Origin of the sequence: Natronorubrum aibiense (assembly GCF_009392895.1) — an archaeon.
In the GTDB taxonomy this organism is placed as follows: domain Archaea; phylum Halobacteriota; class Halobacteria; order Halobacteriales; family Natrialbaceae; genus Natronorubrum; species Natronorubrum aibiense.
This window is the reverse complement of record NZ_CP045488.1, coordinates 3,199,145-3,212,194: the sequence shown is the minus strand read 5'-3', so window position 1 is coordinate 3,212,194 and position 13,050 is coordinate 3,199,145. Positions and strand designations below refer to the sequence as shown.

Below are 13,050 nucleotides of genomic sequence, written 5' to 3'. Positions count from 1 at the left end.
AACTCGCCAGTGATCCGGTATAGCAGTCCGTGTGAACCACGGGCGGGTTTTTTTGCCGACGACCGCCTACAGCAGTCAGTGAACCGGCGCGACGCACTGCAGGCGATCGGCACGGCGATCGCACCGCTGACGCTGGCCGGATGCGCCAAGCAGTCGGCGGAGGCGACGCGAATACTTGGCATCTTTCCGGGATCCGACTGGTCGCGGATCCGTCCGTTCGAGCGCTGGCTCGAGCGGCGGTTTGCCGTGACGACACACTACGTCGATGCGGCGATCCCGGACCAAGAGCGCCAGCAGTTCGTCTTCGATGCGATGACCGACCAGTGGAACGGCGGCCGCGTTCCGATCGTGACGTGGCAGCCGTTCCCCCGGTCCGACGACGAAAATGAGAACGTCACACGGGAAATCGCCGCCGGTGCGTACGACGATATCCTGTCGGCGTGGGCTCGCGACCTAGGCGAGTGGCTCTCGGGTGAGAACGAACGCCGATCGGTGTACTTTCGTCCGTTTCCGGAGATGAACGGCGACTGGGTTCCGTGGGGTGCCGACTCAACGACGATCGACGATTTCGTCACAGCGTGGCGCCGTGTCTACGAAACGATGGGTGACGCCGGGTTGGCCGACGAACGAGTGCAGTGGATGTGGAATCCGAACGCAACCGAACACGGGGACCACGAAACGGAGTCGTACTACCCGGGAGACGAGTACGTCGACTGGATCGGGCTCGATGGGTACAATTTCGGCGATAGCCAGCAACACTCGTCGTGGCAGTCACCGAACGAGGTGTTCGAACCGATGCTCGAGCGGCTGACGGCGTTGGCCGACAAGCCGCTTTCTCTCCCGGAGTTCGGGTCCTCCTCGTACCGTGATGGAGAGCATCGGCCGGCCGAGAAAGCGCGCTGGATCGACGACGCGTTCGATCTCATCGAACAGTACGACGTTCGGATGGTCTGTTGGTTCAACATCGACAAGGAAACCGATTGGGCGGTGTTCGGCGGCGGTCGTGGGACCGACACCTACAGCGCAGACGACCGGTCCGAGACGTACGACGTCTACGAGACCTATCGTGATCGGTGTACAACTGCTGCGTATCGCGTCGGTGACGACGACACGCACCTCTCGTCGGCGGCGTTCCAGGGGCAACTGTAACGTTTCTGGAAGGCACTCGAGTGAGTGGCAAGCGCCGACGCGAATCCGTGGGCGTGGTTACGCCGTCGATTCGTCGCCGTCGACGTCGAACAGATACACCTCGATACTACCGTGCTGTTCGTGTGAGACGACGTCGAACCTCGATTCGACGTCCTCGAGCCAGGATTCCGACGCGTCGAATCCGAGCGCGACGACGTAGAACCGATCGGTGTCGTCGGACAGTTCTGCGACCGCTGCTTCCGTTTCGGCAGCCGTTTCATCGGGGCTGACGATCGGATCGTTCGCGGCCTCGACCGCGTCCGGTGGTGGGGTACTGATACGCTCCGATGGCCGATCCGCATAGAACGAAAACGCGGGTTCTGCGTATTCGGGAGTCAGGAACACCGGGTGCGACGGTTGCTCGTCGACCGATTCGGCTGCACCGCGCCAGTCTTCTTGTGTCCCTTCGGTCATGTAGACGGCACCCGCGCCGAAGAGACTCGTAACCAGCAGGACGGCGACGAGCCAGCGGAGCCAGGACCGATCGAGGCGAGTGAGCCCGTGTGCAACGAGCAGCCACAGCGCACCCTGAGCGATGATCGTGTATCGGGCATCGAACATCGGCGTGATCAGATAGGAAATCGCAAACGGCACGCCGATCGGAATGACGACCCACGTCAACAACAGATACTCTCGCTGAAGGTACTGTCGAACAGTCCCATCGACTCCCGGCTCGTATCCGACGAACGACCGCCCGATGAGAGCCACACAACAGACGAGTACGATCGCCGAGCCGACGAGCGAGACCGATCCCTGAACGGCAAACGGATAATTGACGAGTGCACCAGCGTGACTGCTGATCGTCTCAAGAAGCGCGTCCGGCGTTGGCTGTTCGATGTGATCGGTCATCCCCGCTCCCGAGTCGCCGACGACGGTACTCGCGAGCAGGGTGACAAAGGGGAGCGAGCCGGCACCGACGGCGGACAGAAGAAGGCCCCATTCAGTCGTGTCGAGAGCAGATGGCCATCGATTCGGCACCACCCACAGCAACAGCGAGACTGCCTGCGCAAGAATTACGAAGAAGGCGTACACGTGGGTATAGATCATCAAAATCGAAACGACGACGTATCCTCCTTTCACGACTAGTGATCGGTCGCCCTCGAGCAACCGAACGAAACAGTACATCGAGAGAACCACGAGAAACACGAGCATGGCATACATCCGTGCTTCGCGGGAGAACTGGATGTGCATGGGAGACACGGTGAGAAAGAGCGCCGCTAGCAAGCCAGTCTGGACGTCGAAAAGCGTGCGTCCGGTCACGTACAGGAGATAGATGGTTGCGACGCCGAAGAGAACCGATGGAACGCGAGCCATGACGGTCGTAGCGCCGAACTGTGCAGTCCACTCGTTCAGAAGCACGAAGTACAGCGGTGGATGCGGATCCTCGAGCGGGAGTTCGAAGAGCAACTGCTCGTAGGAGTAAATCGACACGATATGGACCGAGAACACTTCGTCGATCCAGAGACTGTCCGCACCGAGGTCGTATCCTCTGAAAAACGCCGCAAGCACGAGTATCCCCGCAAGTAGCACGTGGTGGGTAGCAAGTTCGGGAAGCCGATTCCACGTGCCGATGACGTGGCTCGTCGTATCACGGCTCATCAGTCACTCGCCTCCTCGTCGAGTTGTTTTGACAACTCCTGTTCGACGCGCTCCGGTCGTGTCCACTCGAGGTCCTGAATGAACAGGACGTCGAGGAGGCTCTTGACGGCGATCAAATCGTGGAAATGCTTGTAGCCAACGACGAACAGCGGCGTGTAGATGAGCAGCCGCCAGTCTTCACCTTCGATGTGAACGCCGAGTGCGGCGATCAGGAAGATGATGCTGGTGAAGAAGACGAACAACGCGAGCAGCTGGATAATAAAGCCGGACACGAGGAGCCACACAATAACCGCCAGAATCACCCAACTCGCCAGTGGTAGGAAAAACATCTCGACGAGTCGGAGAGGAAACGCAAGCCGGTTGAGAAGCCCGAACGACGTGTCGCGAAGAACGTCCGCGTGTTTGAATATCGTCATGTAATTACCGCGGTACCATCTGAGCCGTTGATTGTAGAGATCGGTCCACGTTCCCGGGGCCTCCGTGTAGACGCGAGCATCGCTGGCCGTTACACGATATCCCTCGCGAAGGACTTTGACCGTGAGATCGAAATCTTCGGTCAACGTCTCCGGATCGTACGCGAACACCTCTTCGATCGCTTCTCTTCGAAACGCGCCGAGACAGCCGGGGACGATGAGCACGATTCCGAAGAGATCCAGCATGCGCCTGTAGATGTTCGCACCGATCGTGTACTCGAGTTGTTGACACCGCGTTATCAGCGAGTCCCGATTCCAGATCGTCACGTTACTGGTGACGGCCCCTACGTCCGAGCCCTCGGAAAACGGGGCGACGATTCGTTTCAACCCCTCGACATCGACGATGCTGTCCGCATCGACGGTGACGATGATCTCGCCGGTCGCGAACAGCAGCCCGTAATTCAACGCCGAGTACTTGCCACCGTTTTGCTTCCGAACGACCGAGACCGTCTCCGACTCGTAGGCCACCGCTTCCCGATAGGTATCGTCGGTACTCCCGTCGTCGATGACGATAATCTCCAGTTTTTCCCGCGGATACTCCGCGTCGAGCAACGACTGAACCGTTCGTCCGACGTATCCCTCCTCGTTGTACGCGGGCACGAGGACGCTGATCGAGGGGTACGGTGGCGACGGATCGTACGACGAACGGCCGCTCTGATCGTGATACAGTGCGGTGAGTGCGATAAACCAGTAGTAGATGAAAATGAGTGCAATCGCTGCGACGTGTACGAACGCGACGGGTGATGGTCGGATCCAGCCGACAACCATGACACCGGCCGTATAGGCCGCGAGGACGACCGCAAACGTTCGAATAGTAAACACCTCCGCGTACCACTCGTTTACGTTCGTAACGTAGTAGGACCAGCCGATGTACGCGAATACGAGTCCGACGAACAGGAAAATCGCAATCACCGGTCCTCGCTCCAGAATCGAAAGCAGCAACGCGAACGGAACGAGCGCCGAGATAAACAGCGCAACGGAGCGCCACTTTACTCGCCAAAGAAGCGTCGCTATGGCGTCCAACAGCCCCGCTTTCATGACAGTATCCTCCCGAAGATCTCACTGAACGGCCCTGTCGAATCGGAGTCGCTCGAGCGGCCGGTCTCTCCCTGTCCGTCTTCCGGCTCGAGCACTCTCCAGCCGTCGTCGGTTGCCTCGATTTCCCCGTTCTCGAGCCCGCTCCCGAACTCGCCGACCGTCATGAACGCGACGTCATCTTTCGATTTCATGTACTGGATGAACTCGCGAAGGAGGTCGTAGTGTTCCTCCTCGGTGAACGTAAAGTAATGGAGCATGTGGACGTACGGAACGTTGTTCTCGTAGGCCCGGTCAAACTCCGCTTCGAGTTCCTCGAGATCGTAGTATTCGTGGTCGTCGTGGTCGTCAGTGTCCCAGCGAACCATCGAGGCGTCCTCGAACATCGAAACGTGAGTGAGTCCACCCTCCTCGAACGCAACTGCTGATTCGTTGTATTGTTCGTTCGTCGCCCAGCGCGCACCGGACACTGTCGTATACCCTCGCTCATCTAACGCTGCCACGGTGTTCGAATCGTACGTATTCAGCGGTGGGACGAACGTTTCGGGTGCCGTTCCGACACACGATTCGTGAATTCGCTCACCCCTCTCGAGCCAGTCGCGCTGCGTTTCGATCGGAACGTCGCCGAACTCGCTGGCACCCAAAAAGTCGGTCTGTTGCTCGTGTGTGTACCCGTGGAGTGCCATTTCGAACAACTCGGGATGCTCGTTCGTGAGGTCCGTGAGATATCCACACAGCTCTTGATCTTCCGTAATATCAGCTTCATTCGATACGGCAGGAATAACGCCGTGGGTGACGGGAACGTCCTCTTCGATGAACACCTGATCGACCTTGCGGAGGGACTCCTTTTCGTACCACGGCTGAATATCGTCGTTCCGAAACATGACCACCGTCTCGTACTCGTTCCACGTCCGGTCGACGTCGGCATTCTGTCGGCTGTCCCCGTCGAACTCCTCCGGTTGGAGGTAGGGGGTGACCGTTACGGCACCGACCAGACCCGACGTGAGAACGAGGACGACCAGTATCGAGGCTGCGATCTGTCGCCCGCGCTCGGAATCCGGCACGAATCGACCGGGAAGCCAACTCAGTTTGTCGCCGGGCGACGGCAAGTCGGGAAAATCGACGTCCGGTGTCGACCGTTCACGAAGCGTCTCGGCATCGACGTCGTGGTGCTTATCGAAGCGCTGTCCACAGTCGAGACAGCAATCGACAGTACTCACTCGCTCGAGTGACGCGTCCGAGACGACTCGATCGCATTTCGGACAGCGATCATCTTGGTACGCGGCTCGAGGCGCAACGTACCCGCAGTCGTGTTCGTAAATTCGCTCCGACTCGACGTTGGACGACCCACAAACTGCACACGAGTCTGAGGGTGACGACGTATCCATCAATGCTCAACAGAGTGAGGAAACGGGGGATAAACGCCGTGTTTAGTTACTGAGAGAAACATTCGGTTGTGGCCGATTTCCGTTCGCATACGATTTCCCCGCATTCGAAATGACTGGTGTATTACACTATACGAGAGTATTTATGAGTGTATTTTTATTTGAATGTAACCTCCGCTCGAACAGCGGACAATTCCGCAGTGTAGCGCTGGATTTGAGCAGGACAGCACTTTCGTATCGGGAAGAGAGTATGTTAGTGCACTCGTGGATGGACGTCGTCCGTCGAGGTCGGTGCGCGAGTAGACGCCGGCTATGAGCCGAGCGATTCTCCGGCATTCTATCGTTTGGGCGACAGTAATCCCACTTCTATCACCGGCTCTATATTATCTGGCATTCCTCCGAGCGGTGTGTCATTCGTCGTCGGTGTCGATCGAGACAGATCCACCGGTGGAACTGCTCGTCGTCTGTGAGACACTCGTCGAACTGCTGGTGGTCGACGAGTGCGTGGTGCTCGTCGACGACTCGGTCGACTGCGAGACGCTCGAGGACGTCGCCGCATTGCTCGCAGACGAGACAGTCGTCGTCGACTGTGAGTGGGTTCCGTCGTCCGACACCGTCGTCACAGATACCGAGACGTCATCCTCGGCCTCGACGATCACCGCGACGTTCGTGGCACCGGTCTCCGAATCGGTCGTGTAGGCTACCGTTCCCCACGAGAATTTTTCCGTCTCGAGGTCAGAATCAGCAGCAGTCATCGCCGCCTCATCAGCAGTCCCGTTAGCGGTTGTCGTCATCGAGACCGAGACGTCGTCTTCGTTCGCGACGGTTATCTCGAGGTGCGTTTCACCGGTCGTAGAGTCGGTTTCGTGGGTTACCGTCCCCCACGAGAAGGTTGTCTCTGTCATCTCAGTTGATTCTCTCTCGGTTTCGTCGCTTCCGGACCCCCCTACAATGGCGCTTCCACTCAGCACCAATCCAAGGGCGATTGCGACCACGATCCATCGATTCATCTCGGTTCGTCCCCTGCAGAAGCGGTTCGTCGTTCTTTCACACTGTCTGTGATTTATTTGGGAGGGGTTGAACGGCTGGAATCGTTTCGTCAGTAGTCGCCTCTTGACCGACTGGCTGCTGGCAACGTCGGTCGCGTTTCGTGAGTTGCGAGATTTCCAACAGTTGCCAGTACCCAGTGAAACGACGAGGCACCGACTGGTTTTGGTGACGTATTTTCCGTTCCGCAAGGCCGGACGCGGACTGATGGCAGTGCCTACTGCGCGTCGATGTGCTCGACACCGTTGGGCACTGGCGTTGATTTCTCGCTCGAGTCACCACGAACTGATCGATGAGGATAACGCGGTGTGTAGACACCGGTTAGGCGGATAATTCGAAACGATAGTCGATCTATTCCGAATTCATTGCGGTGTATATTAAAGTTACATCTCGAAATAGCCTGTTTCGCCCCGAAAGGGTGAGTGAGACAGATGGTACGCAAAATCGAACGGTTGCGGCGTACAGAACGTGCTGGCCTCGTGAACGTCACGGGGGCAGGTGCGGGTACGTTCGCGCTCTTCGGCCACGAAGAGCCAGTCAGCGACGGTTCCCGTCGAGACTGGGCGCCATCGAGCTCACAACACTGAAGATCAGCTAGAGACCCACTCAAGCGAAATACAATAATAATACAATACAACAAATGTCAAGCGAAAAAACAGCTCTCCAGAAAGGACGTGCGGTACTGATGGCGGGACTACTGGTCCTGTCCGTTGTTGCCATGTCCGCAGCGTTTGCGGGCGGGGCAGCAGCGAACCACGCCGAAGAAGACGTGACGTTTAACGACCAAGCGGTTGGCGAGAATGAAGAAGGCGAGCCGATCTTCGCCGTCCAATCGGTAGACGCCCACGCGGGTCAGTATCTGGTGATCGAAAACGAGAACAGCGGTGAGGTACTGTACGAAGCGACACTCGACGAGGATCTCAACAGTGCTGCAATCTTCCAGACCGTTGAGCAACCAGGCGAGTACACCGTTACCGTCTACGAGGACAAGAACAGCGATGATGTGAAAGCGACCGACTCCGCTTCCGTCTACGCTGCCGACATTGCCATAGACGACCAGACGTCGACGGACGAGACCATCGATCAGGTCTCCGTCGGGGCTTTGGTGGTTGATGGCGTCGATGCAGATACCGAATACGATGTCGTCCTCACCGATGAGGACGGGGACGAGCTCGGTAGCGCAACCGGTCTGACCGGCGTGAACGAAGACATCTCCATCGACACGTCTGCGATCGAAACGGAGACCGTCGTCACGGCGACGATCTACGTCGACGGCGAACCACTTGAGGCCTACTACGATGAGGCCGGGGCCTTCGAGAGCATCTCCGATTCGGCCACCGTGACGCCTGGCGTCGATGACGGTGATAACGAGGATGAGGATAAGGACGGCGACGACAAGGACGGTGACGACAAGGACGGTGACGACAAGGACGGCGACGACAAGGACGGCGACGACAAGGACGGCGACGACAAGGACGGCGACAACGAGAAGGACTACACCAAGAAAGGTGACAAAGACTACACCAAGAAGAGCGACAAAGACTACACCAAGAAAGGAGACAAGGACTACGACGACAAGAACGGCGTCGAAGACGACAAGAACGGCGACGAAGACGACAAGAACGGCGACGAAGACGACAAGAACGGCGACGAAGACGACAAGAACGGCGACGAAGACGACAAGAACGGCGACGAAGACGACAAGAACGGCGACGAAGACACGGACTCGGAGACCGACCAGGACCAGGATAACGACCAGGACAGCGAGCAGGACTCGGAGACCGACCAGGACCAAGATAACGACCAGGAAAACAAGAGTGAACAAGATAGCCTGCCCGGCTTCGGCATCGGCATCGGTCTCGTCGCACTGCTCGCAGCCGCCATGCTGGCACTCCGCCGCCAGAACTAAACAGTCGAACTAACCACCGGATTACTCCGGCCGTTGGTGTTTTATTTTTCACACTATCGTTCACCGTGAGCGATAGCAGCGTGGTTTATCGGTCGGTCCGCACGGACTGTCTCATCCGAACACCGTCACGTATCCGAATCAGACACAATAGTTCTCCCGCGGTGTTGTACGGACGAAACTGATGTCGGCTGGATAACTGCCGCCTGCTCACCCGGAGTGACGACGCGTCAACTCGAGGACAAAAGGGAGGCTGCGGCGCACTCACACGCGGTGCCCGGAGTGTACCATCACCGCTCCGAGGCGAGTCCCCTCAAGGTTCGTCTCGACGGCGTTGATCGAAATCGCCACGACGTCGTTCGAATCGGGAAGTCGGTTCGTGGCTGCACGACGCCGGTTGGTCTGCAATCGATCCAGTTTCGACCATCGGTGGAGATTCGTCGATCGCGCCGACGGCCGCACTCGAGTGATGCTGTCGCTCGCTGACGACCCGTTGAATGGGCGGCCGCATCGAGGTAGTTCGCGGGGCATCGGTCAGCGCAGCCCGGTGAACTGCTCGCCGCTGGTCCGACGATCGGCGGCTGCAGCGGCTGGGTACCCCGCGGTGAGAGCCCAGTGACAATATAAAAGGCATGCGTGGTATTGGTGGCGAGAGACCGATACCCGACGCTGAACCGAACAGTACGGACGAGCACCGAACACTGCGGACGGTTGGTCCTCGCACGGCTATCAGGAATTGTACTCGTTACAGTACTGCCGACCGATAGAATCGTCTCCCTGTCGGCGGTTGTGGAATCAATTCGGTCACGTGACGACGGCCGACTCAGTGACAACGTCGATTCCAGTGAGCGCCAGGAAGCGGCTCGAGGACGGTCAAGCCGTCACGACGCCGTACCGGGTATCGATACTTGTTGTCGCAGCTACGAACGACGTGATCGATGAGTACAGCGACTACCTGCTCGGTGTTGGACTTAGATCAGGTACGAAAAAATACGCGGAACGAAATCGGGGTGTGGTTTCGACAGCGATCTTAGAGGATGCTCAGGAGGTTCTCGACGTCAAGCTCCTGTTCGAATTCGCTTTCGGCTTCGGTGTCAGCATCTTGGTCCTGTTCGGACTCCTGCTCATTCTCTTGGTCGACTTCAGCTTCCTGGTCCTGTTCTCCGTAGTTGATCTGCTTTGCGTCGTTGCCAGCGTCGGCGTCACCATGGAGTGAAGCCGCGATGTTGCCGCCCTGGTGGAGCTTGTTCTCTTGTTCTTGTTCCTGCTCCTGTTCGACATCAGCGTCGTTGTTAGCGTTCTGGTCGTTCTTCTGATCCTGTTCCGTCGTCGCTTCCGCCTCTTGCTCATCGAGGTCAGCGTCGTTCTCGATGTCAGTGTCCGCAGCTGCCGTTCCGGCGAACCCCATGAACGTGAGGCTGCCGATCAATGCGACCGTCAGTGCAAGCGTGAGTGCGCGTTTCATGTGTATAGTATACCGCGTGTCGGGCACACGTGTCGGCTCATCGTCGCCAACGTCTCGTCGATGCTGCCAACCTCCTCCTCATGGCACGTTGCCCGGTTGGTAGCCACCCCGGTGATGAATATGAACCCCGGGAACGGTTTCAATCCAAACCGCGAATTAGACGATCTAAGGCGGACAAAACGATATTATTACGTCTGGGAATATCGTCTGTACGAGTTCGATACGGGATATTTAAACGACGGGTGAGGGTTCAACACGCGTGAGAACTCCCCCGCTGCAGTCGCCGGAATTTGTGACTCGAGTTCGCTCAGTGACCGTTGAAAAGCGATCATTCAGGGATAGAACGGTCTGAAACAGTTGGGACGGAGACACAGTACCCGAAACCGACGTATTGCATCCCAATCGCGCCGTGTGATTTCGATCGAGAAACGGTGAACTCGCCACTCGAGACGATCCGCTGCCCGGCCGCCGTCCCCGTATTAGGTTGTGCCTGCTACCTGCGTCGCCGGCTTCTTTAGCCCGTAACTGCCGGATAACAAAGACAGTATTCCCGATGCATTGGTTCGTGTTGATGACAGTCGTCAAATCAAGAACGTCGTTGACCATATCAGAAATTAACAGAAAGTATCCATGACCAGATGTTCACAGCTTTCAGTACTGCTCGTCGCCGCGATGGTCGTCCTTTCGGGGGTCGGAATGGCCGTCCCCGCCGGTGCAGCCGGCGTGGCTCCCGATACGGGTTCGACGAACGATGCGGTGGCAGACGGTTCGACACCGGAAAGTACGGTGCAGACGCTCGAGCACGGCGAGGACCTCTACTTCGTCTTCGGGGCGGAACTCGAGAATCGGTCGGCTGACGAGTTCATCGAGTCCCAGTTGGCGGATCGTCCCGAATCGATTACCGATCAGGAAGAGATCGCCGACGTCGTCCAGTATCAGGACGTCGAGCAGGTCGACTTCAACCGGCAGGGCGGCGCGATCTCCATCGCGATCGACGGCGGTGAGGCGACCGCCATCCAGGAGGCGAACCAACAGAACGCGAACAGTCAGGTCGGTGAGGCGACCGCCGAAAACACCCTGGACATGCCCGAAGACGTCGCCTTCGAAAATGTCGGAAACGTCCACATCGTGTTCGGCACTGGCGACGACCAGACGTTCGACGGCTGGAGTATCGCCGACGGAATGGGCGACGAATCCACACAGGATGTCGCGCAGCCGACCGAGGCATCGACCGACCAAGAGCAAGACGTCGATCAGGTCAACTTCAACGACCAGAGTACGGCATTCGCGATCGCCGAAAACGCGAGCGAGGCGGTGGCGTACCAACGGTCGACGCAGGTCAACCAAAACCTCCAGCAAGGGTCGACGGAGGTGTTCGAAACGGCCGTCAACGATCCAGCGACTTCCCAGTCGTCGGTCGCCAGCATCGACCAGTCACAGAACGTCTCCCAGACGAATCAAAACCAGCAGGGGCTGGCAGTCGCAATCGCGGTCGGCCCTGAGTCCGTCGCGACGGCGATCCAGATCACGGACCAGACCAATCTCAACGAGCAGGTTGCGTCGACCGAGCTCGTCTCCGTTCTCGACGCGATGTCGGGGATGAACGTCGCGACTGCCGACGTCGACAACAGTAGCGTGCTGTCGACGACCGGCAGCGACGGCGACGACACCGACGACGCCGACGCCACCGAAGAGGCGGTCAGCGTGACACAGTACCAGAGCGCAGACCAAATCAACGTGAACTTACAGAGTGCTGCGGTGGCGATCGCGGCCAACGAAAGCAACGCGACGGCGATCCAGTTGGCCGAGCAGCGAAACTACAACGAGCAGGTCGGTGCCGTAGATGCCGAAATCACCGACCCACTCACTGAGCCACTCCTCGAGGCCGCGGCCGGAGCCGTCGTCACCAACGAGACGACGGTGACGATCGGTGGCAACGAGATCGACGGAGACTCGCTGCTGGCACTCGATTACGACGGCGAGAGCGGCCAACAGACTGACGGCGACCAGTACTCGGCCGCCGCACTCGACCAGGCGCAGTTCGTCAGTCAGCTCAACGTCAATCAGCAGCAGGCTGCCGTCGCTATCGCTCAGGACAACGGGAGCGCCGACGCATCTCAGATCACGATCCAAGAGAACAGAAACGTACAGTTCGGTGACACCGAGGCCACGACAGTCGGTTCATCGCCGGCTGACGGCACCGATTCGAACGGCGCAGACGAAACGAACGGTGACGGAACGAACGGGACGGAAGACGATTCGACGGGGACTGACAAAGCCGCCGACGACGACGTCAAGAAAGGCACTGGCGATAAAACGGTCGGCGACAAAGATGCCAAAAAGAAGGCAGACGACGATACGGACGACACCGACGCTACCGATGACACGACGCCGTCCGAATCCGACGGCGACACCGACTCCACCGGCGAGACGACCGCGGCTGACGCCGAAGACGAGGACGACTCGATGCCCGGCCTCGGTGTCGGTGTTGCCCTCATCGCGCTCCTCGTCGCTTCCCTGTTCGCAGCACGCGACGAACACTGAGCCAGCGATTTCGGTCAGCGGTGACCGCTGTTTTTTGAGAACTCGTCGGTCGTGTTCCATCAGACTCGGCCGACCGACGGCGGCGCGAACCCGATCGACGGGCGGCTATAGTAGCCACTGAAAGTCAATGCACACCGCATCGCACGACGGCTGTGCGATGCGTGTGTAAATCGTTTCAGTTGTTACTTTAAAATTGACTACCGAAACGGATCGCTACAGTCGATGACGACGCCGTGTTGCGGGCAGACGTACTTGCAGTGGCGCTTGTACATCGGCGTCTCACAGAGTGGACAGGGGTTGCCGCCCGCTCGGTCGGTCTCGTCGACGTCGGTCACGGACGATCAGCGCTCGAGGGAGTGTCCTCGACGACGGGCCGTCCGTCGGACAGTGTCGGTCGACTGCGAGTCA

The 13,050-nt window shown here is 58.5% G+C and carries 9 protein-coding genes; 4 read left to right on the top strand and 5 right to left on the bottom strand.

What is annotated here, in order from left to right; genetic code table 11:
• Positions 1-78 precede the first annotated feature (78 nt).
• Complete coding sequence (locus GCU68_RS15870; protein ID WP_152943241.1) at positions 79-1,149, top strand: glycoside hydrolase family 26 protein; 1,071 nt, start codon at positions 79-81, stop codon at positions 1,147-1,149.
• A 57-nt stretch (positions 1,150-1,206) separates the two neighbouring features.
• On the opposite strand, the gene GCU68_RS15865 is transcribed toward GCU68_RS15870, so the two are convergent.
• From GCU68_RS15865 to GCU68_RS15855, 3 genes are read right to left on the bottom strand one after another with little or no spacing between them, the layout of a single operon-like run.
• Positions 1,207-2,787 carry a glycosyltransferase family 39 protein gene (locus tag GCU68_RS15865; RefSeq protein ID WP_152943239.1) on the bottom strand — a complete coding sequence of 527 codons (1,581 nt, stop codon included), beginning with the start codon at positions 2,785-2,787 and terminating at the stop codon, positions 1,207-1,209.
• Positions 2,787-4,298, bottom strand: a complete 1,512-nt coding sequence (locus GCU68_RS15860; RefSeq protein ID WP_152943237.1) for a glycosyltransferase — start codon at positions 4,296-4,298, stop codon at positions 2,787-2,789. The genes GCU68_RS15865 and GCU68_RS15860 overlap by 1 nt, the downstream gene beginning before the upstream one ends.
• A complete protein-coding gene (locus GCU68_RS15855; protein WP_227014877.1) occupies positions 4,295-5,515 on the bottom strand; it encodes a DUF2334 domain-containing protein in 1,221 nt (406 codons plus the stop codon). The genes GCU68_RS15860 and GCU68_RS15855 overlap by 4 nt, the downstream gene beginning before the upstream one ends.
• 588 nt (positions 5,516-6,103) lie before the next feature.
• Between GCU68_RS15855 and GCU68_RS15850 the strand changes: the two genes are divergently transcribed.
• Positions 6,104-6,379 (top strand): hypothetical protein, encoded by a 276-nt coding sequence (locus GCU68_RS15850; RefSeq protein ID WP_152943233.1) that lies wholly within the window; start codon positions 6,104-6,106, stop codon positions 6,377-6,379.
• 1,033 nt (positions 6,380-7,412) lie between these two features.
• Positions 7,413-8,636, top strand: a complete 1,224-nt coding sequence (locus tag GCU68_RS15845) for a PGF-CTERM sorting domain-containing protein (protein ID WP_161991512.1) — start codon at positions 7,413-7,415, stop codon at positions 8,634-8,636.
• 1,027 nt (positions 8,637-9,663) lie between these two features.
• On the opposite strand, the gene GCU68_RS15840 is transcribed toward GCU68_RS15845, so the two are convergent.
• Complete coding sequence (locus tag GCU68_RS15840) at positions 9,664-10,098, bottom strand: toxin transporter (protein ID WP_152943228.1); 435 nt, start codon at positions 10,096-10,098, stop codon at positions 9,664-9,666.
• A gap of 630 nt (positions 10,099-10,728) precedes the next feature.
• Between GCU68_RS15840 and GCU68_RS15835 the strand changes: the two genes are divergently transcribed.
• The gene (locus GCU68_RS15835) at positions 10,729-12,642 is read left to right on the top strand and encodes a PGF-CTERM sorting domain-containing protein (RefSeq protein WP_152943226.1); all 1,914 of its coding nucleotides are present in this window, start codon (positions 10,729-10,731) and stop codon (positions 12,640-12,642) included.
• Between the two features lie 197 nt (positions 12,643-12,839).
• Here GCU68_RS15835 and GCU68_RS21385 read toward each other — a convergent pair whose 3' ends face one another.
• A complete protein-coding gene (locus GCU68_RS21385) occupies positions 12,840-12,977 on the bottom strand; it encodes an HVO_2523 family zinc finger protein (RefSeq protein ID WP_168927104.1) in 138 nt (45 codons plus the stop codon).
• Positions 12,978-13,050 lie beyond the last annotated feature (73 nt).

Bases quoted from the DNA above. Each gene is read 5' to 3' on its own strand.
- GCU68_RS15865 (WP_152943239.1), bottom strand. From the start codon at position 2,787: ATGAGCCGTGATACGACGAGCCACGTCATCGGCACGTGGAATCGGCTT.
- GCU68_RS15860 (WP_152943237.1), bottom strand. From the start codon at position 4,298: ATGAAAGCGGGGCTGTTGGACGCCATAGCGACGCTTCTTTGGCGAGTA.
- GCU68_RS15845 (WP_161991512.1), top strand. From the start codon at position 7,413: ATGGCGGGACTACTGGTCCTGTCCGTTGTTGCCATGTCCGCAGCGTTT.
- GCU68_RS15840 (WP_152943228.1), bottom strand. From the start codon at position 10,098: ATGAAACGCGCACTCACGCTTGCACTGACGGTCGCATTGATCGGCAGC.
- GCU68_RS15835 (WP_152943226.1), top strand. From the start codon at position 10,729: ATGACCAGATGTTCACAGCTTTCAGTACTGCTCGTCGCCGCGATGGTC.